Raw genomic sequence first — 23502 nt, 5'->3', positions numbered from 1 at the left:
TTGATCCAAACATAACAAACGTTTGCATGAAAATCAATACGTTTCGGGGATGCGAATTTTGTTTATTTATGCACATTTTTATACACACGCTTGCATTTGAAATTTTACAAAACATAAAGTGCGCTTCCGCCTATATGGTGCTTGTTGCTTGTATTTTGCCACCGGCTGAAGCTTCTCCAAACGGAATGGGAGTCCGATAAACATAGAACGAGACGGTAATGACATGGTGCTTACTTTTGCACGGCAGCTTAATGATGTATTTGTACCTGTTGTACTTATTCAGATTTTGCTGTGCAACTGACACGTACCACTCATTTTCCTTTTCTGTAGAAGACTTGTTATCGGCAACCTCATCCCAATCGGTAACAAGCCCTATTGATATTTATAACACTCCGGCCTCACTTGTTCACCAGCAATTAAGTTCATGAACATAAAAAGTCCTCTCCCTTTTCTGAACTTTTGGAACGAAAAAGAACCTGAAAGAAACGGCTCATGCCGCTCGATCAGGTGCTTCCTGTCGTCCAAAGATATTATTTATTATGTCATGAATTAGCATACATTTCATCAAGAAATGCAAATTACCGATCGGATGGCGCTCAAGCCTAGTTTGGTTATGAGAATCAAACTGGAGCTTCTTGTCCTGGCTCAAGGGATCTTGGATCCATGTATCAAATCTGTATATCCATGTTATTCTGCAATTTTTTCAATTTTATGTACGTCTTCTAAGCTGCCAACCGCAATACCACCATAAAGAAGCATTTCCACTTATTAGTAGGGTTATGTAATCGTATTAGCAGGGATGAAATTCTACGACACTCCGATCAATCGTTCGGCGAGCGGGAGACCCGTTTCCCGTATTCCTTCCGCGACAAGCTTGGCCATTTCGGCTGCCCCTTGTTCGTTGAAATGCGTATTGTCGCAGGAGCCTTTCGGATAGTTCGGGTGCTCGCCCTGGGCAAGCCATACGAACAAACGTTTCGAGCTCTCGTCGCCCATCGCCTCGAGCAGCTTCCGGCTTTTGGCCTGCAGATCAATTACCGGAACACGCTCTTCTGCAGCCAGCCTCGCCATGGCCGCCGGATACGCGCCGTGCGTGTCTTTCAGTTTCCCGCTTTCGTCGAAGTACCGCCTTTCGGTGGACGTAATCAGGACGGGCGTCGCCCCCTTCGCACGCGCCACCCCGATATATTGGCGCAAATACTGCTCATAGGTACCGAACACATCGGTATGACGGGCTTCGTCGGCTTTCTCGTCATTATGCCCGAACTGGATCAACAAGTAATCTCCGGGCACGATCGCCTGCTCGATCGCGGCAAGCCTTCCTTCGTCAATAAAGCTTTTCGAGCTTCTGCCGCCCATCGCTTCATTGCGTATGACCACGCTGTCGTCGAAATATTGGCCCAGACGCTGCCCCCATCCCATCATCGGTTCTTTTTCAGGCGGATAATTGGAGACGGTGGAATCCCCCGCCAAATAAATCGTCAGTTTCACTTGTCCTTCATCTCGCTTTCCATATGCGATTTTTTTCTATCATATACCAATCAACCGCAAGAAAACAGAACATTCGGATTGTGAATTTGACTGTAATGGTTCATGATGCAGATTATCGAACTGCCTGTCTGCAAGCGGCCGGAACACCTTAATAAGCCTTTGCCGCGCACAAAAAGGAAGCCTTCTTCGGACGAGACGCTTGAAGAAGACTTCCTTTTTCGGGTGCCCATGCTCTCTGCAGTCATTCCTCGCACTCGCGCCCGGCAGCGAAAAACTCGACCCGCGCCATCACATCGGCGATCGTATACTGCCGCAAATATTCGATCGTATGCTGCTCCGCACCGGACAATATTTTTTCTAGCGCCAAGTCCAGCTGCTGGCCGGCTTCGCCGCAATCGACATTCTCTTCGCAATCCGAGCCGTCGGCTCGCACCGCAACGTATACGTCGGCCAAAGTAATTTGTCCCGACGGCTTCTTCAATATATAGCCGCCGTCGCGCCCTTCCCTCGCCTCGACAAGTCCCGCTTGCACCAAAGTCTGCAGCACTCTTCTAAGAAAGGTGGCATGCGAATTGACTTGGCATGCGATCGACCCGCTGGATAACACCCCGCCGCTTTGGGTCAACCAGACAAGCGCGTGAACAGCGATACCGAAACGAGGAGGCCCGATCGGTATCCCCCGATTCGCCGTACTCATAGTTGTCACTCCCTTACCCATCCGCCGCGTCCCCTATCGGGTGCGGTTCCGGTTTTTTTGCAGCATCCATAAGTCCATTGTAGAGCTTTTCGCGAAGCCGAACAACTCGCCTTAAACTGAGCTTGACACGATAGCAGTTAACGGTATAAACTGTGAAAGAATTATCACAGTAAATTCTCCCTATCAGGCGATCCGCTTGGAATCGGGAGCACATACAAGGAGGACAAAGCACCATGAGCAACGTATTATTCGTCAAAGCCAACAATCGCCCGCAAGAACAATCGGTCAGCGTCAAAATGTACAACGCCTTCCTGCAGACGTACCGGGAGACCCACCCTGAAGATCAAATAACGGAGCTGGATCTGTTCGCATCCGATCTTCCCTACTTCGACGTTACGATGATGACCGGTCTATACAAGCTGGCGAACGGCTATGAACCGACAGTCGAAGAGAAGAAGGCGGCCGGCGTCGCGAACGGATATTTGGAGCAGTTCCTCGCCGCGGACAAAGTCGTGCTTGCCTTTCCGCTGTGGAATTTCACGATTCCGGCACAGCTGCTCACCTACTTGTTCTATTTGAATCAGTCCGGCAAAACTTTCAAATACACACCGCAAGGACCGGTCGGCTTGGCCGGCGGCAAGAAGGTCGCCCTCCTGAACGCCCGCGGCGGCGTTTATTCCGAAGGACCGATGGCCGGCATCGAAATGTCCGTGAACTATGTGAGAAACCAAATGAATTTCTTCGGCATCACGGACTTGGAAATCGTCGTGACGGAAGGTCACAATCAATTCCCGGACCGTGCCGAAGCGATTATCGAAGCCGGGATCAAGCAAACTGCCGAAGTCGCCGCACGCTTCTGATACTTAGCCGAAGAAGCCTTCTTCCGATCTGTCCGGAGGAAGGTTTTTTTGTTTTTGCCGATTGACAAAAATAACTGTAAACATTCATAATACAGAAATAACGAAAAGTACGGAGGAGGAGCGCAGTTGAACAGCGATTTCGTCATTGCCGTCCATAGTCTAACTTATTTGGCGCACGTCCAAGGCCGGCTCGCGACAAGCGATCATATCGCCGCCAGCGTCTCCGTCCATCCGGTTCGGGTCCGCAAGGTGCTCAGTATGCTGCGAAAGCACGGATATATCCGGTCGAAGGAAGGCGCGAAGGGAGGATTTCTGCTCGGCTGCAAGCCGGACGAAGTGACTTTGGCCGAATTGTACCGTCTAACGTCCGAAGGCTCGATCAAGCCGAAATGGCCCAACCCCAATCCGCAATGCTTAATCGGAGCCCATATCGAATGCTCCATGGACGGCTTGTTCATCACCGCCGAACGGCAGATGGAGCAGTACTTCGGTCAATTTACGATCGCGGACGTACTGGACAACGTGCAGCGCCGGTCCGAAATCGGGGAATAGAGCGATGTTCATGATAGTGTAAAGGAACTCATCCTTCCGCACAGAAGGATATTCCTGCTCCACCCCGTTATCAGATTATACCTTTGCGCGAGCAGAGCCGGCACATACAGTCCGGTTATAACTGTAATATTTTTTAATACATTTATATTCAACAGAAATGAAAGGAAGAAACCCCACATGGACAATCTACAAACAGAAACGCCGAATCGCACCCGCAAGCTGCACTACGGCTGGATCGTCGCCGCCGTGACGTTCGCGGCTCTGCTTATCGCCGCCGGCATCCGCTCGCTGCCGGGCGTGCTGATGCTTCCTCTCGAGGAGGAGTTCGGCTGGAACCGGTCCGGCATTTCCGCAGCCGTATCGATTAACTTGGTTTTGTACGGGCTGATGGGGCCGTTCGCGGCGGCTTGCATGGAACGGTTCGGCATACGCAAAATGATGACATCGGCGCTCGCGCTGCTGGCGGCCGGACTGCTGCTGTCGACCTTTATGAATGCGCTGTGGCAATTGAATGTGCTGTGGGGCGTGGTGGTCGGTCTCGGCACCTCGGTTATGGCGAACGTGCTCGGCGTCACGGTCGCGAACCGTTGGTTCGTTCACCGGAAAGGGCTCGTCGTCGGTATATTGACAGCCAGCGCGGCCACGGGACAGCTTCTGTTTCTGCCTCTCCTCGCGGGCATCTCGGTAACCGCGGGATGGCGGTATGCCGTATGGGCCGCCGCTGCGGCGTTATGCCTCATGATTCCGGTCGTCGCCAAGTGGGTACGCAACCACCCTGCCGATGTCGGTCTGCCTCCGTTCGGCGCAAGCGAGCTGGTCCGCCCTGTCCCGTTCGCGGGCAATTTGTTCCTCCAGCCGCTGCTCACGCTTCGCTCGGTTATGAAGAGCGGAACGTTCTGGCTACTGGCCGGCAGTTTCTTCATATGCGGCTTCACCACGAACGGGCTGATCGGCACTCACCTGATTCCCGCTTGCGGCGATTTCGGCATTCCGGAAGTAACGGCCGCGGGGCTGCTCGCCTTCATGGGCGTGTTCGACTTGATCGGAACTACGCTGTCCGGCTGGCTGTCCGACCGGTTCGACAGTCGCTGGCTGTTGTTCTGGTATTACGGCCTGCGCGGCCTGTCGCTCCTCTTCCTGCCGACGGCGCTGGACATGGGATATATGGAGCTTACGCTGTTCTCCGTCTTTTACGGACTCGACTGGATCGCGACCGTTCCCCCGACCGTGAAGCTTGCCTCCGACCGGTTCGGGACCGGGAAGGCGGGTATCGTGTTCGGCTGGATCGTCGCCGCCCATCAGCTGGGTGCGGCTGCCGCCGCCTTCGAGGCCGGGTTTCTCCGGGAATGGTTCGGCAGCTACGACCTCGCGTTTACGATGGCCGGGTATGTCTGCATGCTGGCAGCGCTAATGTCGATCCGGATCAAACGAAGCTCACTTGCGACGGCCTAACGCCTCGCCAATCCTATATTCCGGGTCTGCAATCCGATCCGGCTACGTCCGCACCGACAGCGCAAGCATAAGCGCAAGAAGCGCGCCGCCCGCGGCGACAGCAAGCCAATCCGGGCGTTTCATGCGCAGCGTTACAGCCGCCGTCCGGCGTGTCCCTTTCAGCGTGTAGCCGCGCGCTTCCAGGGCGTGCGACAAATCGGTCGCCATCTGCAGCAGGGACAGCAGCAGCGGCACGATCATGACGGGCAAATCCCGCAGCCGGACCGTCCCGCTGCGCCGCACCCGCTTGCCGCGCGCCTTGGCGATCCGGTTGAAGCGGCCCGCTTCCCTCCGCAGCACCGGAATAAAGCGGAGCAGCAGAGAGGCGGTCAGCGAGATCGCCTCTACCGGAAATCGGATCCGCCCAAGCGGGGACAACATGCGTTCAATCCCCCGCTTCATGGCGAAAGGAGTCGTCGTTGCCGACAGCAAAATGCCGCCGACCATGACGAGAATGATTTTGACCAGCTCCAGCGTGGTTGTCAGCGCCGCCGAAACCGAAAATGATACGGCTCCGAGCCTTATACCACCGTCTCCGCCGGCGCTTCCCCCGATGCCGATGCCGGAAACGACAGACGATATCGCCAAAAGCCACAGAAACGGCCGCAATACCGGCAGCATGCTTCGCACAGGTACCCGGCACAGCAGCGTCAATCCAGCCGTAATCGCGGCACCGCAGGCGGCGCCGGGCCAATCCCGCTGAGCGAGCAGCCCTATGGAGAAGCAAATGTAGAACAGCCATTTCGTCCGAGGATCGAGCGATTCGATGTAATGGCTGCTTCCGGACGATGTCGATACCTTTACCGGTTGCGGCCTCTCCGGACACGGCCTCTCTCGCTCCAGCCCCCCGTTCCGTTCGGCTGCACTTTGCAGCTTCACCACCGCCGAGTCGTTCATCGGCGGCGCGATCATCCGCTCGGCCGTCAATCCCGCCGCTTCTTCCGGCGTCAGAAACTTTGCCGGCACCGCCACACCGAAGCTACGCAATTGCTCCGCGAGCGCTACGGACAGCGGCATGCCGATATTCGCCCGTTCCCATACGTCCGGGCGGACGGCCAGCTCGGCTGCGGACATATCGGCCGCGATGCATCCGTCCTTCAGCGCGATGACCCGATCCGCGACCGGCAGCAGCAGGTCGAGATCGTGCGTCGCGATGACGATCCCGCCCCTCGATTCCCGTCTGCGCCGCAGCAGGAAGCCGAGTAGCCGATCCACCGCCTCCGGGTCGAGACCTGCGGTAGGCTCGTCCAGCAGCAGCCAATCGGGCTCGGTCGCAATCGTCGATGCAAGAGCGACGCGGCGCTTCTCGCCGCCGCTAAGCAGCAAGGGGGATTGCTGCTTCATGGCGGGCGCAAGCCCCATCTCCCGCATCGCTTCATCCGTTCTTCGCTCCGCTTCCCGCCGGGACAGCTTCAAATAACGGAGCGAATAATCGAACTCTCCCTGTACGGTGCGGGCGAACAGCTGCGCCTCCGGGTATTGGAATACTTGGCCGATGCGGCCGATTCCCGATCGTTCCGGCTTATTTGCGGCCATCAAAGGGAGACCGTCGATCCGCACGCTTCCTTCGAAGGCGACGAGCCCGCCGAGCGCATCGAGCAGCGTTGACTTGCCCGAACCGTTGCGGCCCACGATAAGCGTAATGTCCCCATTGCCGAACGTACAAGAAATCCCGTCCAGCAGCGGTCGTTCCGCACCGTCCGCGATAACGCTCAATCGTTCCACCGTTATTGGCATGCTTCCGACACCACTTTCAGCAGCTGCTCTCCGCGTACCGGACGCCCGCGGAGCGGGAGTCCGGCCGCAAGCAGCCGATGCGCCGCTGCAACGGCATAAGGAAGCCGGAAGCCGAGCGCCGAGCATGGGCACGACGAGCCGCTCTCCCCGTCACCGTAGAGGAAACGTTCCGGCGTGCCGTCGAACGCCACCTCCCCGTCCTTAAGCGCTATGACCCGCTCTGCATAGCCGATTTCATCCATCGCCTGGGTAGCCCATACGACCGTGGTCCCATTCTCGTGCAGCCGCTTGGCGACCGACAGCACAGCGGATTTGGATGACGGATCGAGCATCGCGGCAGGCTCGTCCAGCAGCAGAATGCGCGTCCCGGTTACGACGGCTCCCGCCATGCACAGCAATTGCTTCTGCCCCCCGGACAAATGCTCCACCCGCTCGTCTCCGCGGACACGCAGCCCGACCGAGGCAAGCGCCTCCGTAACGCGCCCCGGCATTTCCCCCGAAGGTACCGCCAAATTTTCCAACCCGAACGATACGTCCTCGAATACCGTTTCGCCGATGATCTGCGCGTCCGGATTCTGAAACACCGTCCGCGCGCTGCGCATCGTTTCCGGGTCGGCTGCGATCTCGCCATGCGTTACTTGCGCGAAGCCGCCCAACGCGCGCAGCAGCGTGCTTTTGCCGCTGCCGTTGCGGCCTACTACCGCCACGAACTCTCCTTCGTCGATGCGCAGGTTCAGCCGCCTCAGCACCGTCTCCGGGCTTCCCGGAGCTTGCAGCGATATATCGGCGTCCTTCAGCATCCACAATGGTCGCACCGTCCGACAGCCCCTCTCTCAAAACCGATTGACAGGTTTGTCCTCATCCTGTAACTTCGACTATGGTAACATATCAAATCGGTTTCAAGAAAGGGTATGTCCTTATGAATTCGAACCGCCCGCTTTTTACCGTGAAAGGCCTCGTGTTCAGCGCCCTGTTCGGCGCCCTGATGTCCGTCATGAGCTTGGCCACGATCCGCGTCGGGTTTTCTCCCGTTCCGATAACGCTCGAGAACATGGCGGTCATGCTGGCCGGAGCGATACTCGGCGCATTTTACGGCTTTTTCAGCATATTCATGGTCGTCTTTCTGGTTGCGCTCGGCTTGCCTCTGCTTCACCTCAATGGGGGACTCGGGCTGCTGCTCGGGCCTACCGGCGGCTTCATCTGGATGTTTCCGGTCAGCGCCCTGCTGATCGGCTGGTTCGTCGGCAAGATCAAAGGAAACGGCTGGCTGTCCTACGTTGCCGTTTTTCTCGTCATCGAACTGTTCGGATCGCTGCTTCTGTACGTGTCCGGCGTCCCCTGGTTCGCTCATAAGTACGGCGTATCGTTGGGCAAAGCTTTGACGATGAGCAGCTTCCCTTATTTGCCCGGCGATGTGGTAAAAGCGATCGCGGTCACTCTGATCGTCATGCCGATCCGGCGCGTATTCCCGAGTTTGAGGTAACATTTCGAAGGCAGCGGACGGCTAACCGTTCCTGCCTTCTTTTCTATTTCTCCAGATCGTATTCATACGCTTCTTTTAAAAACCCTCTTGCAAAAACTAATAACATTAGTTATATTAAAACTAACGATATTAGTTAAAGGCGAACGAGGTGCTTTATTATGAAAATGGTCCAGCAAGGAAATGTATATCAGCTTGCGTTTTTACCGAGATTTTTCCCCGTCAATTGTTATCTGATCGAAGAGCGCGACGGATTGACCTTGATCGACGCGGCCCTGCCATACAGCAGCAAAGCGATTTTGCAAGCTGCCGAGCGCATCGGCAAGCCGATTACGCGGATCGTCCTGACTCATGCGCACGACGATCATATCGGCGCGCTCGATACGCTCAAGGAGCGGCTCCCCGACGTTCCGGTCCATATTTCCGCACGGGATGCCCGCCTGCTGGCCGGCGACGTCTCGCTTGATCCCGGCGAGCCGGATACGCCGATCCGCGGCTCCGTCCCCACAAAGGTAAAAACGCGGGCGGACATCCTTCTCGCGGACGGCGACCGGATCGGCTCCTTGCTCGCTGTCGCCGCTCCGGGACATACGCCCGGCTCGATGGCTTACCTGGATACGCGCAGCCGCACCTTGATCGCCGGTGACGCGATGCAGACGAGAGGCGGAGTCGCGGTATCGGGACGGATGAAGCCATGGTTCCCGTTCCCCGCCATGGCCACCTGGAACAAGCAAGCGGCGCTCGAGAGCGCTCGAAGACTGCGGGAACACAACCCGTCGCTGCTCGCGGTCGGACACGGCCGCATGCTGACGGAGCCTCTTGCCGCCATGGACCGGGCTATCCGGGATGCGGAGAAGCTGTTCGGCGAAACTATAATGGGAAGGAGTGTGTGAGCATGCCGAGAATCGGACTCGATTTGCCGACCCTGCTGCAAGCCGCCGCGGATATCGCGGATACGGAAGGAATCGACGGACTGTCGCTGGCGACGCTCGCCAAAAAGCTGAACGTCCGCACCCCTTCGCTGTACAACCACGTGGACGGTCTGCCCGGCCTGCGTGCCAAGCTATCCGTCTACGGCCTGGAACTGCTTCACGGGAAATTGACCGACGCTGCCGTCGGACGTTCCGGCGACGATGCCATCCGCGCTTTCGGGAACGCATACCTTGCCTTCGCCCGCTCCCGTCCCGGGCTGTACGACCTGACCTTGCGCGCTCCGGATCCCCATGCTCCCGATGTCGTACAGGCAGGCAAGAAGCTCGTCGATTTGCTCGTCCGTCTTATGGAGGGCTACGGCTTGGAGGGCGACGACGCCCTGCACGCCATTCGCGGGCTGCGCAGCGCCTTGCACGGCTTCGCTTCGCTCGAACAGAAGGGCGGCTTCGGGATGCCCCTTGATCTGGACAAAAGCTTTCGCCTGCTGCTGGATGCGCTCCTTGCTGGACTCCATGCGATCCGCTCGGGCGGACCGGTGAATGAGGTGCGGCGATGATCCTTGTTCAATACGCCGTCGTAGCCGTCAGATTTCTTCTCGAGCTCGCCGCCTTGGGCGCATTGGGCTACTGGGGCTTCCGCAGCGGAACCGGACTGCCGATGAAGCTTGCGCTCGGGATCGGCGCCCCGCTCGCAGCGGCAGTCGTTTGGGGCGCTTTTGTCGCTCCTAAAGCGTCGTTTCCCGTAGCCGTTCCGGTACGCGTCTTGCTGGAGCTGTGCGTATTCGGCTCCGCTACGGCGGCCTTGTACGCGTCAGGGCGGTCTACGCTCGCCGCCGTTTTCTTGACGATCGCTCTGATCGATACGGCGCTTATTTATTTGCTTAAGCTTTAACGCCGTTAAGCCCGCGCGGCATAGCCGCGCAGGCCCGGAATTGCGAATGTTGTGCGGTTACCGAAGCTTCCGGTACATCAGCCACCTATAGCGAATGAAGCATCCGATGCAGAAGCCCATAATCGCCACGAAAGCCGCTATTCCGACCATAGCCGAAAACAAATAAGCGACGAACGGCCACTGGAACGCGTAACCGATCAAAGCAAGCAGCAGGAAACCGCAAGCTATCAGCTGATTAAATTTTTGCGCAGCCTTCTCCTCCAGAATGTAAGCCGTCATGGGCTTGCGCAGAAAGAGTTTGGCGAACCTCATGATCGGATTGAAGTCGAGCAACACGCCCATCGCCCCCGCGAGCAGCGGTACGGCCAATATCCAATAAACTCCGTTAATCCAGACCAATATAACCGAGATGACAATAACCCATTGGTTGGCTCGGACCAGCGGCCTAGGTATCGATGCCGGCATCTCGCCCATTTCAATCCCTCTTTTCCTGTAGGATTATCTTGAATTATACATGACGTTCCCGTTGAATGCGAGCTGCCCTATATTCATTGTGCACGCAAAAAAACTCCATTAGCCGCACAGGGCGACTGATGGAGCTTCTTTTTTTCCCGTAGTCTTACTTCACCTGCGAGGAAGCGTCCTCGGCCGGGGCTTGCAGGACGACTTTCCAAGCCGTTCCGATCGGTGGCAAGGTTCGGGTCAACACGCCGTTGTAGTAGCCGATCACTTTGGCCCCTTTCTCGAGGGAGCTTTTCTCTACCGTTTCGCCGTTCACGTTGATGAGCTCGGTCGTATCCGTCAGCCGCAGCACGACCTCGGACGACGTTTGCTCGGTCAGCCCCATGCCTTTGATCCGAATACTCGTCGTACCGTCATCCCCCGTGCGGACTTCTTCGATCAAGCCCACCGTGCCGATGATTCCTTTCGCTTCCGCCTGCTCCGGCACCGTAATTTTGTAAGTCGGCGTTTGCGGAGGCAGGCTGAGCGTAGCCGCGAGCGAATGCTCCGCCTCGATCTCCATGCCGAGAGCCAGATCCGCAAAGCCAAGCTTCGTGCCGTCTGCTTTTTCGAACACCGTTTCGGCTCCTATATTCAATACGAGGCCGTCCGTGCCGATTCCGTTGATCCGGACCGTTTGTCTGCCTTCGTTGTCGTAAACGACGGTAATGACGCCTTTGGTAGATGCCGTTTTGCGCTGCTGCTCGGACGTGATGGACACCGTGCTCCCTTCGATTTTCACGTTAGCATGTAAAATCTCGCTTACAAACGACGCGGGCACATACGTCTTGCTGTCCGTCAGCTCGGGGGCCGTTCCGAGCGACTTGTACATTTTGTTCAATACGTAGCGATCCTCGCCCAGCTTCACGCTTGTCCACAGCGCGCCCTTGCTCAACTCGGCCGATTGGTCCGCTTCGTTCCATGTAACTTTGATGCCGAGCGTCTCGGCGACGTCGCGAAGCGGGATCATCGGTTCCTTGGCGTCCGCCTTTATGTAGCCGTTAGCGGTGAGAGCTTCATTGTCGATCGCGATTTGGATTTGCTGCAGGATGCTTTGCGAAATCACTACCGCCGCTGTCGTCTGAGGCACATTATCGTTGGCGGCGTAAGCCGCCCCTCCGGTTACGGAAATCGATAGCGCGAATAGTGCGGCGATGCTTTTTTTCATCCGTTTGTTCATGTTGAGTTCAACTTCCCTTCTGTCTATTGTTCCAGCTGGTTTCATGAACATAAACGGGAATGTTTCGGATAATGTTGCAAAAGCGTTGAAAAAAGTTTCAGCCGTTTGCAAAAAAAGCCGGATACGCAAGAAGCGCATCTCGGCAAATGTCTCTCAAAAGCGTTGTCCTATACCGGTTATCCCCGCTTCAGCAGGTCGGTCCGCAGCGGTGTGAAAGCATCCAGCAGCGCGCTAGGCTCGAGCGCCTTCACGCCATGCTTGGCGCCGCCGGGTATAAAGATCGTCTCCCCAGCCCGGACGACCGTCTTCTCCCCGTCGATCGTAAATTCGATCGCTCCTTTCAGGCAATAGGAAAGCTGCTCGTGCGGATGGCTGTGGACGTATCCTTCCGCCCCTTCCTCGAACTGCACTTCCATCATCATAATCGAGCTTCCCGGCTCGAAAATTTTCCGCTTCACGCCCGGTTCAGCCGGCTCCCATTCTCCTATCGGACACATACGGCCGCCTCCTTATTCCGTAATGGTACATGATTTCGCCTAACGTATTACAGATTCGGTCCCGCACCTCCAACTCCTGCTGCATGCCCCTTTCAACCGGTATCGGCTCCCACGATTGTTCGTATACTTGTGCGTTTGCTCAAGCGCTCGCGCGTGTCGCTACATAAAGTAATAGAGAGTGAATCATACGCAATATGCAAAGGAATGAATGCGCGATGAGCAAAAAGAAACCGGCTATGGCGAAGGGCGGCGCGGGTCGCAGACAATCGCCGGGTCGAACGGGCCGAAGAGCCTCCGCCCCTTACTTGAATCAGCCTAACATTCGCGGCCTTCTTTCCCCGGGCCCTGCCGCCCCCGGCACGGAGAGCAGAGGCTTCCTACCGTTTCTGGACCAGATGGGCGGAATCGACGGAATCATTTCCACGATGGGGAAAATCCAGAAAATGATGAAAATGTTCCAGCAGTTCGGCCCGATTCTTAACATGCTTAATTCTTTCGGGTCCATGCTCGGGCCGAAAGCGGCCACAACGAGTCTCCCGTTGAAACGGGAGCCCCAACGCGCTTTCGTGCGCAAAACGCCCCCCATCCGAAAACCGGGCGTCACAAGTAGATCAAATAAAAAAATCCCTCGGAAGTGAAAACGGGGAGCCCCGTTTTTTACTAGCGGCAAGCCGGCTCGTTCCCTCGCAAGGAACGAAGCCGGCTCTATTTTGTTCATGCCGTTAATCCTTTGCCGGAGCGAAAAAAGGAGCGGAATCGGTAAGTTTTTTGTAAGACCGCTCCCCTATAGTAACCGAATGAAGTCCATGTCGAGAAGAAGAGAGGATGAACCGAAGTTGAGTAAAAAAGCGTTTGTATGGGCCCTGGTCGTTGCATTTGTTTTGTCGTTCGGCACCGCTTATGCCGCGAGCGAGGGCGTAGCGGAAACATGGGACGTAGCGGTCGGCAAAGCAACTGCCGACGGAGTCAGTCTCGATGCCATGTTCCCGGGTGTCGTCTATGTTCATGAAGGAGATACTGTTACTTTTACGAACGGCTCCATGTTTACGCCTCATACGGTTACGTTTTTGGCGGGAGCGGCCCCGCTGTCCCCGGAGGATCCGAAAAACCTGGCGCCCGGCGCGACCGGAGTCAAATGGGACGGCAAGAAGCTGCTCAATTCCGGCATGATGGAGCCGGGTGCGAAGTATAGCGTCACGTTTACGGCGAGCGGCGCTTATCCGTACTATTGCATCCTGCATCCGCTTATGACCGGTACGGTAGTAGTCATACCGAAAGGACAGCCGATTCCTACCAAAGTTCAACAGGCTGCGGCTTCGAAAGCCCAAACGGACGATTTGATCGAGCAGGCGGATGCGCTGCGGCATGCGAAGCATGAAGCCCAATATGCCCACAAGGAAGACGGCTCCTTTACATACAAGATGGAGCTGGGAGTCGGCCACCGCGGTTTTTCGGTGAACCGGATGCTGCCGGAAACGCTGTTCATTTCGGAAGGCGATACGGTCGAGTGGCTGAACGACAACCATTATGAAATGCACTTTATTACGTTCAATAAGCCTGCGGAGGAAAGCTTCTTCCTGCAAGGGGGCGCGTTCAATCCGAAATTCATGGCGCCGTCGGGCGGAACTGCGTTCGACGGAACCGGCTTTACGAACTCCGGCGTTATGATGCCGTCGCAGTCCTATAAGCTGACCTTTACCAAAGCCGGAACTTATACGTATGAGTGCTATCTGCACTCCGGCGACAAAATGACGGGCACGATCGTCGTAGCCCCGATGGATACGGTCAAAGTAACCGTTAACGGGAAGCCTCTCGCCTACGACTACACGCTTCCGCAAGTTCATAACAATCACGTATATGTCGGCCTCGACTCGTTTGCCGAAGCGTTGGGCGGCAGCGCTGCATGGGACGATGCCCTTGGCGCGGTCATTCTCAACATCGGCGGGACTTACTCCGCTCCGGATTCGTTAGCGCCTGCGTCGGGTGTGCCGATCATCGTGAACGGCAAGCAGCTCGTGTACGGGTTTGATCCGCAGCCCTTTATATATGACGGCCGCAGCTTCGCACCCGTCCAAGAGCTGGTCGGCGCTCTTGGCGGCTGGTACGGCTGGGACCAAGCGACTCGTTCGATGGAAGTGGAAGTGCAAGCCGGCTCAAGCTCGCAAGAACCGGCCGCAGCTGCAGGGGCCGCTCACGGTCATTAACTCGGCAACGGTGAGGATACAAGCTCGGAGAAGCCGCATTTGGTTTCTCTCAAGCTGTTGAGAAGGTCAAAAAAGGATGGAACATCCAAGAGGGGTTGGGGAGATGTGCGTAAAGCGAAGCGTCTGACTTTAAAATCGAGTTGTAACCGCGACAATAATAATCAAGCAACTCGATTTTAACGGAAGTGGAGCGCATTCCCCAAATCCTCGTCCTCATTGCTTCCTCTTTTTGCACACGTTCTCAACAACTCGGAGAAGCCGCTTTGGGCTTCTCTCTTTTCTCTATGCGGGGTAATTGGTTAGGGAGGTACTATGATCAGAATAAGAGGATTCTTCAGTCGGCTGCTGCCGCTCCTGTTACTTTCGATGACGATGATCGGGCTGCTCCAGCCGGGGCGGACGCATGCCGTTTCCTCTTCGGGGACACTCCAGGACGGCCTGAAGCATTTTGAACTGTACGCTACGGACGGTTACTTGACGCTGCCGGACGGCGAACAAGTTTACATTTGGGGCTACAGCTTGGAGAACAAGAAGGGATCGGCCGTTTATCCGGCGCCGACGCTCGTAATGGCCGAAGGCGACAACGTAGAAGTAACATTGACCAATATCGGCCCGTCAAAAGAAGGCATCAAACGGCTCGCGCATACGATTCATTGGCACGGACTGGATACGGATCAGGCGAATGACGGGGTTCCTCATACCTCGCCCGCCATTCAGGTGGGGGAAAGCTTCACGTACCGGTTTGAGGCGACTCATGCGGGCACCTATTTTTATCATTGCCATGTCGATACGATCGAGCATCTGCAAATGGGGATGCACGGCTCGCTGATCGTGAAAGCGAAGGACGGCGCCAAGCAGGCATGGACGGGGGGACCTTCCTACGACAAGGAATACGTGTTCCACCTGAACGAAATCGATCCGGTATGGCATCATGCGGTGGAGAACGGCCTGGCCTACGATAGAACCGATTTTCATCCGAGGTACTGGACCATTAACGGCAAAGCGTTTCCGAACTTAATGGAAGACCCCGACTCCTTCATCGAAGGGACGGTAGGGGAAACGGTGCTGGTCCGGTTAATCAATTCCGGCTACGAGGAGCACCCGTTCCATCTGCACGGCCATCACTTTCAGGTGATCGCCACCGACGGGCGCCCGCTGCCGGTCCCGTATGAGAAGGATACGATCAATATCGGCTCGGGCGAGCGCTACGATATTTTGATCAAGTTCACCCAGAGCGGGGAATTCCCGTTTCACAGCCATAAAATTACGGACAACACGAACAACGGCGTCTACCCAGGCGGTTTGCATACGATGACAAGCGTCAAGGCGGCGGAAACTGCAGTGCACGGTCATTCGGCGGGCGGAGGTCATGGCTCGCATGACTCCGTGGCCGGCTCACAGCCGACTTCCGATCCGGTCGACAGCGTGACGGACTTGGCTCAACCGCAAATTTCGATCGGCGCATCGGCCTATTCGATCAAAGAGCTGCGGATCCAAAGAGGGACTGCGGTCACCTGGGTAAACGACGATTCGCAAATTCATACCGTAAGCGCTTTGGACGGCTCGTTCGAAAGCAAAAACATCGTACCGAAGCAAGCATGGAGCCACACGTTCGACAAAGCGGGCACGTATATTTATTATTGCGCGACGCATCCGAGCATGGAGGCCAAAATCATCGTCGAATAGAGAAATCCGTCGCCAGCCGCATCATTTCCGATACAAGCGACAAGCCGGCCCGCTCCCCGCAAGGAGCGAAGCCGGCTTTATTTTGTTCATAGCGTTAATTCATACGTCCACGTCGCCGATGGAGCTTCCAAACCGGTTTGCTCCCGTTGTATCGCCGGCTTCGCCAAATCGACGAACAGCAGCGCTTCCCGGACCCGTTCCTCCATCCGATACGGAAAACCGTCAAAAGCTTACCGATTGTGGCGGATTCATGCGAGGCCGCCTCCGAAACAGCGTTTTGATACGCTTATCAAACACAGGCGCCCCCGCCTGCAACATTCAGCAAACGTTCAGCCCATCTTCACCTCCATTTAAGATTCGCGGTCTATTATAAAGCTACAAGGAGGTGACACCCCCTTAGACACAGCCAAACGACATTCCAGGAGCTACATATCACAAAACATACAACAAATTGCGAAAGGTGGAAACCAACCATGAAACGTTTAAAAACGATAGTTGCAAGCACGATGACATTGGCACTCACACTCGGCGGAGGCCTCTGGGCGCACCACTATGTGAGCGCCGCCTCGACTGACGCACAAGCACAGACACAGCCGCAGGATCAAGGCGGGAAAATGTTCGGAGGTAAGCGAGGAGCGCCGGGACAAGATGTCCGCGGATTGCGCGGCGGACACGGCGGCTTCGGAATTTCCGACGAACTCGCCACGCTTCTCGGCACGACCAAAGACGAGCTGCACACCGCGATCAAATCCGGCAAAACGCTGGCTGCAATTGCAAGCGAGAAAGGCGTGACCGTCCAATCCGTCGTCGCCCTGCTGGTGAAAGCCCCATCCGAGCAAGTGGATAAACTGCTTGCAGACGGCAAATTGACTCAGGAGCAAGCGACCCAGCGCAAAACCGAATTAACCGACAACGCCACCAAGTTCGTTAACGGCGAACTGAAAGGCGGCTTCCCCGGCGGCGGGAAAGGCGGGCCTGGAGAAAGAGGCGGCATGCACGGCGGTTTCGGAATTTCCGACGAACTCGCCACGCTTCTCGGCACAACCAAAGACGAGCTGCACACCGCGATCAAGTCCGGCAAAACGCTGGCTGCAATTGCAAGCGAGAAAGGCGTAACGGTTCAATCCGTCGTCGCCCTGCTGGTGAAAGCCCCATCCGAACAAGTGGACAAACTGCTTGCAGACGGCAAATTGACTCAGGAGCAAGCGACCCAGCGCAAAACCGAACTGACCGACAACGCCACGAAATTCATCAACGGCGAGCTGAAAGGCGGCTTCCCCGGCGGCGGGAAAGGCGGGCCCGGAGAAAGAGGCGGCATGCACGGCGGTTTTGGAATTTCCGACGAACTCGCCACGCTTCTCGGCACAACCAAAGACGAGCTGCACACCGCGATCAAGTCCGGCAAAACGCTGGCTGCAATTGCAAGCGAGAAAGGCGTAACGGTTCAATCCGTCGTCGCCCTGCTGGTGAAAGCCCCATCCGAGCAAGTGGATAAGCTGCTTGCAGACGGCAAATTGACCCAAGAGCAAGCGACCCAGCGCAAAACCGTACTGACCGACAACGCCACGAAATTCATCAACGGCGAGCTGAAAGGCGGCTTCCCCGGCGGCTTCCCCAGCGGCGGGAAAGGCGGGCCCGGCGGCAAGGGCGGTTTCGGCGACAAAGGCGGTTCCCGGAGCGGCGACAAGGCGGCCGGTGCATCCGGTCAAGCGGTGACGAGCTAACTGTAATATACAAAGGACGGTCGAGCGACCGTCCTTTTTTGCCATTTCGAAATAGGTTAACCCGCTGCTTCGATCCACTTCGCGATCACTTCTTCCAGCTTTTCTTTCTTCGCTTTCACATCGTGCATATCGGTGAATTTTACGATCGCCCTGTCAACGGCCGCCCATTCCAACAGCCCTGTCGGATCTTCGAACAACCGTTCCTTTCCTTTGTTGTCTTTACTTTTCGCTCCGCAATGAAAGACAAGCCGGAAAAAGCCTTTCCCCTGCAAATTAAAAGTGACTCTGTCTTCCTCTTGGATACAGAAGCTGGGCGCATTCCATTTTATATGCTCGGTAAAGCGGGGATCCGCACTTAATATGATTTTGCGAACTTCCTCTATTTCCTGCTTCAATGGATGCTGGAGGTTGCTCAAGTATTCAACGACTTGCTGATGGCCCGTCTGTTTCATGGTTGCCCCCTATTTATTAAGTATGTAATCAATAAATCCCTGTCCTCGGGATAAGCATGCTTACATTCCATCACTTCATCCAGTGACTTCCATCCGACATTATGAATGATACCATCAGGATCTTCGATCCTTATTTGGCCCCCTACTGCTTTCACTTCGAAATAATGCGTCGTTGCCTTTATTCCGCTGGACGTTTCCTTGCTTTTGACAAACATATGTTTCACAACCTCGACGTCGTACCCGGTCTCCTCTTTGACTTCCCGTACACAGCACTGTTCAAGCGTTTCGTTTTCTTCCAAGCCTCCCGAAGGGACGGCCCATTCGATCAAGTCTTTGCCTTGAACCATCAGCAGCTGCTTCCGGCTATTCATACAAACAGCCGCCGCACCGATCCATTCCTTCATTGCAGAGTCCTCCTTTCACCTAATTTTACCATACAATGGAAAGGGGCGACTGTTTTTTCGGCGACATCCTCGTGATTGCATGTCCTTTCGAGAAAAGAAACGAGGAGAGGGCTGCCCCTCTCCCGGCCTGAAAGCTATTTTTTTCTGTATTCACCCTGCCAGCCGCTATGCGTGCCGCTGTGCATTCCGCTGTGCATGCCGCTGTGGTGCCCATGATGATGTCCGGTGTGGTGATGCCCGTAAGGATGCATTCCATGATGGTGATGCCCACCGTACCCGTACGGGTGATAATAGTGCGGATGATACCCGTGATGATGATACGGGTGTACAGGATGATGGTGGTAATGACTGTATGGGTGGTATGGGTAGTAAGCCATAATAACACCCCCCTCCAATTATTTACAACCATCATATGACCCGGGGGTGTAACAGGTAGCTTGCCTTACTGAATTAGGCGGAACAGCCTTGATTTCGCCGCTTTAATGATCCTGACACATCATCAACGTATTTCCGTCCGGATCTTTGAAGAGGAACCATGACACCTTCGGCCCTCGGTTAATATCTTTAATGATTTCAAAGCCGAGATCCTGCACGTAATTCCTCGCCGAATCAATATTGTCCGAGCCTAATTTCAATGATACCGGCAGCCAGTCGGGGATCGGCCTGCCCTTCATTTCATCGGAATCCAGGATGACACCGTTTGGCAGAAAATACAGATGTCCGAATAACATTTCCTCTTCCTTGACCGGGTAACCGAAAAGCTTGCTGTACATGACAATTGCGCTTTCCAAGTTACGGACATAAATAAAATAACCATTTACTTGTGCCTGTATCGGAGCTCCGGACTCACTCACTTCTATCACTCACCCGTCTACAAATATTACATTTCAAAATATTGTAAACCCTCCTTGAATTATACCAAACATTTGTTCGATTTGTAAGAGAGTATAACGCAATTATCATTGTTTCTTAGAACGGGATTGGCGCACAATCGTTGTTTTGGCTCGCTCCTGTCCCAGCTCATCGTAGCCGAATATCGTTATTTCATCGGCGGCAAGAGAAGATTTGAAGCGGACTATTTCGAGGAAGTCCGGCTCCTTAGTTACTATTTTCTCTATAGTTTCGTGAGCCCTTTTAACGACCAGTTTGTGTAACGAAGCGCCTCTCCTTACCCCGATCACGACCCCCTCGTTTCCGCTTGCAAGTAATGTTTTCGCTTGAATCACGTTTTTGGAATGGCTGGCCGAATCGAATTTATACCTATCTTTCTTGGACTTTGGTAAAAAAGTCGCGATCCCAATCTCCCCCTCATAGGGATGCACTTCAAATAAAGCATAAATTTGACCCTCTTCGGTTACGGTCTTCATGAGGCGAGTCCCTTTGCCAATAGTTAAATCCGTTGCGATTTGGATATCCGATTCGGTTGCGGAAATATCGTTTACATCAAACGGGCCGATCTCATTATCAAAAATTTGATACCACAGAAACATAACAATGCCTAAGAAAACCAAGCCGGTCACCAATAGGATAGATACAAATGATTTCATCCGACACCTCCAATCTATATAGACGGACTATTGCTAGAAAATGTTTCCATATAGGCTATCGATCCGTCGGACAAGGGTATAGCAAAGCGACGTGGCCACAAGCCGCGCCGCTTCTGAGTAACACGTTTTCAGGTCCGGATTAATAAATTACCGTTCATTCTTAATGCTTATTCTTGCAGCGACGAGCCGATCACAAAGACCGCCGCGCAGAGCGCAAATACAATCAGCAATGCTTTCCACTTCTTAATTTCCGTCGTTCCGAAAAAGGTTGTTGCGCTTTCGCGGCACAAGTAGAACAGCAGGAAGCCGTTCCACAACACTCTTATCCCGTATTTGGCGTAAGTCATTCCGACTCCCTGCCTGGGTATTCCCCATTGTTCGGTTAAGCTTGCTATGGAAATCATCACATTAATGTTGCGCGCCACGGCATAGGCAAAGTAAAACAAAGTAAGCCACCAGCCCCATTTTTTCCCGAGCCACATTCCGACGGTCGCGGCTAAGCCGAGCAGACCTAAAAACCCGATTCCCCCTTGCAGCAGCATGGTCGACATTCCGAGCGTGGAGGATGCCTCGGTGAGCTTAGTGAAGACCAGCAGTTGGGAAATAAGCAAAGCTCCGCTTCCAAGCCCGGTCAAGATCGCTAGTAGGCTGACGCCGGCGGGGCGATCGTACGAACCGTTAATAATATCCTCTTTGGTCGTTTTCGCAATTATATCGGACATATTGGACAAGATAATTTCCTCCTCGTTGAATAGTAATTTCCAATATTATACATACATTCCTTTGCTCCTTCTACAAAAAGTTGATGCAAACATCAAAACAGCGTGGCCGCAGGCCACGCTTTCCTCTTCATTAACATACATTTTTATATTTCAGGCAGTGATTTTGGGGATTCGTACAAGCCGCCCGATAGCTGATCGTGGATATCAACCTTTACGCTTTGTTCTCCGCTCTTTTCACCTAACCTACGCCTCTATTCTCGGTTTGTCCGGATTGCAGTTCGGATCCGGAACCAGCCCGAGAGAAGCCAGCTTGGTGAGATAGTAACATTCCTCTCTCATCATATGGTCCGGCATAAGCGGATTGATCCGGTCGAGCACCTCGGCCGACAGTTCCATCTCTTCCAGCTCTTTCAGAAATGCGACAAATATCTTCATCTCGATATCGATGTCCGTATGGAACTTCCGGAATGCCGGAAAATCGCGCAGCTGCGTTCTCATATAACCGACCATCTCGACACTTTTTATATAAAATTGTTGGAAGTGGACCTCGAACTGCTGGCTCTTCTGAATCAGCCGTTTCTCTACCGCATCCAAATCCGCCGCTATCGCCGCCGCATGTCCGGCCGCATCCGAGAGCCATAACAGATCATGATGAAGAGCATGAAAACGGGGGACGGGCTTACCCGCCACCAGTTCCTTTAATATGCGCAGGTACTCCTCCAACTCATTGACCATATGATTCAGAAATGTAGGCGGCAGCCCGATCGCGATTTTCCCCAATAACGCCCTTTCCAGCAAATTTAGCTTGAATGTCCTAAGTTCGTTCGTGAGCGTATAGGCTTGATCATTTATTGATTTCAAGTCCGCTTCCGTATTCGCGTTTCGTGATAGCTGAAGCAGCCGATCGAATGCTTGGATAAACTGGTGTGCTATTTGAATATCGCGGTTTTCCTTCGGTGAAAGACTGTTATAAATAAATCGGCTGTGATCCCCCAAAATTTGCAGCCAAAACCGGTGTTCGAATAAGGCCGACTGGTCCATTGAAACCCATCCTCCTTCACTATCCTGCACTGAGCACGTGAAAGGATATGTCGGGAACGGCGATAATATAACGCAATTTTAGGGATTTTTTTCACTATACGGTTCTATTGTAAGGCTTAGCATCCGATACCACATTTTGATCCTTACGAGACCATATGACGACCGGAATCAGCAGAAGCGAGAGGAAGCCTCCGACTAGAGACAGGGTTGCGTAGCTGGAGTGAGCTACAACAATGCCGGAAAGCGCCCCGCCCGATGCTCCGGCCAAAGCGATCAGGACATCGATCGTTCCTTGCATGCGGGCTCGAGTTGCAGGAGTTGTCGCATCCACGATAAGAGCTGTTCCGCTAATTAAGCCGAAGTTCCAACCGAGTCCCAGCAGCGCGAGGGCGATAATGAGCAACGGCATGGAATCGGCGGGCGCAATGGCTGCGACAACACCGGCAGCAAGCAGAACACCGCCGGAGGCGACCGACATGGCAAACCGGCCGATCTTGTCGACTAGAATACCCGTAATGAGGGAGGGAAGATACATCGCGCCGATATGAATGCTTATGACTAATCCTACCTCGCCGAGACCATGTCCGTGGTGCTTCATATGTACCGGCGTCATCGTCATAATGGCGACCATAACGATTTGAGTCAGGATCATGACTGTAGCCCCGACAATGATTCCACGGTTGTTAGTTGTCCGCGCATTCGCTTGCACGTCCGGACGGCCGCTTCGGTCTTGCGCTTCGGCGATCGCTTTCGCGACAACGAACGGGTCCGGGCGGAGAAAGATCAAGAATACAAAACCGGCTAGGGTGAAAGCCGCGGCCCCCAGCATGAAAGGACCGGCCAGAGCCGGAACGCCGAGCGACACTGCGAATCCGCCCATTACATCCACCAAGTTCGGTCCTGCAACGGCTCCGAAAGTAGTAGAAACCATGGCAATACTGACTGCCTTCGCCCGCTGGGTCGGCTTTGCCAAATCCGAACCGGCATACCGTGCTTGCAAGTTCGTAGCCGTTCCGGCACCGTAGAGAAGCAGTGAAGCGAACAGAAGTACAATACTGTGGCTTACAGCAGCCAACACCACCCCTATCGCGCCGATGCCCCCTGCGAAGAATCCTATCGCGAGCCCCGAGCGACGTCCGTAACGCTGGGAAAGACGCCCGACCAGGAAGGCGGCCATTGCTGAACCAAGGGTCAATAACGCGGCAGGGACACCTGCAAAATTTTCATTTCCCAGCATATCTTGGGCAAGCAGCGCTCCAACCGTAACTCCTGCCGCAAGCCCCGCCCCGCCAAAAATTTGTGACAGGACTACGATAAGCAGCGTACGTTTATAAAGCCGTTGCTGCATATTCGGCGAATCCACGTATTTTCGCAAATGTCTTTCCTTTATACTGTAACTATGGGATTCATTC

At 54.7% G+C, this 23502-nt stretch carries 26 protein-coding genes; 11 read left to right on the top strand and 15 right to left on the bottom strand.

Features of this window, described 5'->3' with window-relative positions; all coding sequences use genetic code 11:
• Positions 1 to 807: 807 nt before the first annotated feature.
• Together FE783_RS24800 and FE783_RS24795 are read right to left on the bottom strand one after the other, a co-directional pair.
• Positions 808 to 1491, bottom strand: coding sequence for a rhamnogalacturonan acetylesterase (locus tag FE783_RS24800; RefSeq protein WP_238403247.1), 684 nt, complete (start codon positions 1489 to 1491; stop codon positions 808 to 810).
• 241 nt (positions 1492 to 1732) lie between these two features.
• Complete coding sequence (locus tag FE783_RS24795) at positions 1733 to 2188, bottom strand: RrF2 family transcriptional regulator (protein ID WP_138882074.1); 456 nt, start codon at positions 2186 to 2188, stop codon at positions 1733 to 1735.
• A gap of 233 nt (positions 2189 to 2421) precedes the next feature.
• On the opposite strand from FE783_RS24795, the gene FE783_RS24790 reads away from it, so the two are divergent.
• The 3 genes from FE783_RS24790 to FE783_RS24780 all read left to right on the top strand — a co-directional run bounded on the left by FE783_RS24790 (position 2422) and on the right by FE783_RS24780 (position 5052).
• On the top strand, positions 2422 to 3048 hold the full coding sequence (locus tag FE783_RS24790; RefSeq protein ID WP_138882073.1) for an FMN-dependent NADH-azoreductase: 627 nt from the start codon (positions 2422 to 2424) through the stop codon (positions 3046 to 3048).
• A 126-nt stretch (positions 3049 to 3174) separates the two neighbouring features.
• Complete coding sequence (locus FE783_RS24785; protein WP_138882072.1) at positions 3175 to 3600, top strand: Rrf2 family transcriptional regulator; 426 nt, start codon at positions 3175 to 3177, stop codon at positions 3598 to 3600.
• Positions 3601 to 3777: 177 nt separating this feature from the next.
• A complete protein-coding gene (locus tag FE783_RS24780; RefSeq protein WP_138882071.1) occupies positions 3778 to 5052 on the top strand; it encodes an MFS transporter in 1275 nt (424 codons plus the stop codon).
• A 42-nt stretch (positions 5053 to 5094) separates the two neighbouring features.
• Here FE783_RS24780 and FE783_RS24775 read toward each other — a convergent pair whose 3' ends face one another.
• Together FE783_RS24775 and FE783_RS24770 are read right to left on the bottom strand one after the other, a co-directional pair.
• Positions 5095 to 6828: an ATP-binding cassette domain-containing protein gene (locus FE783_RS24775; RefSeq protein WP_158302012.1), complete on the bottom strand. Its 1734-nt coding sequence runs from the start codon at positions 6826 to 6828 to the stop codon at positions 5095 to 5097.
• Positions 6819 to 7643, bottom strand: coding sequence for an energy-coupling factor ABC transporter ATP-binding protein (locus FE783_RS24770; protein WP_138882069.1), 825 nt, complete (start codon positions 7641 to 7643; stop codon positions 6819 to 6821). Before FE783_RS24770 ends, FE783_RS24775 begins: the two co-directional genes overlap by 10 nt.
• A 104-nt stretch (positions 7644 to 7747) precedes the next feature.
• On the opposite strand from FE783_RS24770, the gene FE783_RS24765 reads away from it, so the two are divergent.
• From FE783_RS24765 to FE783_RS24750, 4 genes are all read left to right on the top strand, one after another.
• On the top strand, positions 7748 to 8311 hold the full coding sequence (locus tag FE783_RS24765) for a biotin transporter BioY (protein WP_138882068.1): 564 nt from the start codon (positions 7748 to 7750) through the stop codon (positions 8309 to 8311).
• 158 nt (positions 8312 to 8469) lie between these two features.
• Positions 8470 to 9201: an MBL fold metallo-hydrolase gene (locus tag FE783_RS24760; RefSeq protein ID WP_138882067.1), complete on the top strand. Its 732-nt coding sequence runs from the start codon at positions 8470 to 8472 to the stop codon at positions 9199 to 9201.
• Between the two features lie 2 nt (positions 9202 to 9203).
• Positions 9204 to 9797, top strand: a complete 594-nt coding sequence (locus tag FE783_RS24755; RefSeq protein WP_138882066.1) for a TetR/AcrR family transcriptional regulator — start codon at positions 9204 to 9206, stop codon at positions 9795 to 9797.
• Positions 9794 to 10132 carry a YrdB family protein gene (locus FE783_RS24750; protein ID WP_138882065.1) on the top strand — a complete coding sequence of 113 codons (339 nt, stop codon included), beginning with the start codon at positions 9794 to 9796 and terminating at the stop codon, positions 10130 to 10132. Before FE783_RS24755 ends, FE783_RS24750 begins: the two co-directional genes overlap by 4 nt.
• Before the next feature lie 57 nt (positions 10133 to 10189).
• Here FE783_RS24750 and FE783_RS24745 read toward each other — a convergent pair whose 3' ends face one another.
• From FE783_RS24745 to FE783_RS24735, 3 genes are all read right to left on the bottom strand, one after another.
• Entirely contained in the window at positions 10190 to 10606 is a 417-nt protein-coding gene (locus tag FE783_RS24745) for a DUF4395 domain-containing protein (protein WP_138882064.1), read from the bottom strand.
• Positions 10607 to 10751: 145 nt separating this feature from the next.
• Positions 10752 to 11813: a copper amine oxidase N-terminal domain-containing protein gene (locus FE783_RS24740; protein WP_138882063.1), complete on the bottom strand. Its 1062-nt coding sequence runs from the start codon at positions 11811 to 11813 to the stop codon at positions 10752 to 10754.
• Between the two features lie 176 nt (positions 11814 to 11989).
• Positions 11990 to 12310 (bottom strand): cupin domain-containing protein, encoded by a 321-nt coding sequence (locus FE783_RS24735; RefSeq protein ID WP_138882062.1) that lies wholly within the window; start codon positions 12308 to 12310, stop codon positions 11990 to 11992.
• A 215-nt stretch (positions 12311 to 12525) separates the two neighbouring features.
• Between FE783_RS24735 and FE783_RS24730 the strand changes: the two genes are divergently transcribed.
• The 4 genes from FE783_RS24730 to FE783_RS24715 all read left to right on the top strand — a co-directional run bounded on the left by FE783_RS24730 (position 12526) and on the right by FE783_RS24715 (position 17924).
• On the top strand, positions 12526 to 12948 hold the full coding sequence (locus FE783_RS24730) for a hypothetical protein (protein WP_138882061.1): 423 nt from the start codon (positions 12526 to 12528) through the stop codon (positions 12946 to 12948).
• Between the two features lie 198 nt (positions 12949 to 13146).
• On the top strand, positions 13147 to 14514 hold the full coding sequence (locus FE783_RS24725; RefSeq protein ID WP_158302011.1) for a plastocyanin/azurin family copper-binding protein: 1368 nt from the start codon (positions 13147 to 13149) through the stop codon (positions 14512 to 14514).
• 312 nt (positions 14515 to 14826) lie between these two features.
• Entirely contained in the window at positions 14827 to 16200 is a 1374-nt protein-coding gene (locus FE783_RS24720) for a multicopper oxidase domain-containing protein (protein WP_138882059.1), read from the top strand.
• A 473-nt stretch (positions 16201 to 16673) separates the two neighbouring features.
• Positions 16674 to 17924 (top strand): hypothetical protein, encoded by a 1251-nt coding sequence (locus FE783_RS24715; protein ID WP_138882058.1) that lies wholly within the window; start codon positions 16674 to 16676, stop codon positions 17922 to 17924.
• A gap of 56 nt (positions 17925 to 17980) precedes the next feature.
• Here the strand turns inward: FE783_RS24715 and FE783_RS24710 are convergent, their stop codons facing one another.
• From FE783_RS24710 to FE783_RS24675, 8 genes are all read right to left on the bottom strand, one after another.
• On the bottom strand, positions 17981 to 18376 hold the full coding sequence (locus FE783_RS24710; protein WP_138882057.1) for a DUF1801 domain-containing protein: 396 nt from the start codon (positions 18374 to 18376) through the stop codon (positions 17981 to 17983).
• Positions 18373 to 18780: an NUDIX hydrolase gene (locus FE783_RS24705; RefSeq protein WP_138882056.1), complete on the bottom strand. Its 408-nt coding sequence runs from the start codon at positions 18778 to 18780 to the stop codon at positions 18373 to 18375. Before FE783_RS24705 ends, FE783_RS24710 begins: the two co-directional genes overlap by 4 nt.
• Before the next feature lie 25 nt (positions 18781 to 18805).
• Complete coding sequence (locus FE783_RS24700; RefSeq protein ID WP_138882055.1) at positions 18806 to 19165, bottom strand: hypothetical protein; 360 nt, start codon at positions 19163 to 19165, stop codon at positions 18806 to 18808.
• Between the two features lie 94 nt (positions 19166 to 19259).
• On the bottom strand, positions 19260 to 19634 hold the full coding sequence (locus FE783_RS24695; protein WP_138882054.1) for a VOC family protein: 375 nt from the start codon (positions 19632 to 19634) through the stop codon (positions 19260 to 19262).
• Positions 19635 to 19739: 105 nt separating this feature from the next.
• Positions 19740 to 20327, bottom strand: a complete 588-nt coding sequence (locus FE783_RS24690) for a hypothetical protein (protein WP_138882053.1) — start codon at positions 20325 to 20327, stop codon at positions 19740 to 19742.
• Positions 20328 to 20494: 167 nt separating this feature from the next.
• Positions 20495 to 21058, bottom strand: coding sequence for a hypothetical protein (locus FE783_RS24685; RefSeq protein WP_138882052.1), 564 nt, complete (start codon positions 21056 to 21058; stop codon positions 20495 to 20497).
• 234 nt (positions 21059 to 21292) lie between these two features.
• Positions 21293 to 22090, bottom strand: a complete 798-nt coding sequence (locus FE783_RS24680; RefSeq protein ID WP_138882051.1) for a DUF2935 domain-containing protein — start codon at positions 22088 to 22090, stop codon at positions 21293 to 21295.
• A 94-nt stretch (positions 22091 to 22184) separates the two neighbouring features.
• Positions 22185 to 23438 carry an MFS transporter gene (locus FE783_RS24675; protein ID WP_138882050.1) on the bottom strand — a complete coding sequence of 418 codons (1254 nt, stop codon included), beginning with the start codon at positions 23436 to 23438 and terminating at the stop codon, positions 22185 to 22187.
• Positions 23439 to 23502 lie beyond the last annotated feature (64 nt).

The sequence above is a fragment of the Paenibacillus mesophilus genome, assembly GCF_005938385.1.
In the GTDB taxonomy this organism is placed as follows: domain Bacteria; phylum Bacillota; class Bacilli; order Paenibacillales; family NBRC-103111; genus Paenibacillus_AB; species Paenibacillus_AB mesophilus.
Note: the sequence above shows the minus strand (reverse complement) of the source record. Positions and strands in the feature narration are given on the sequence as shown.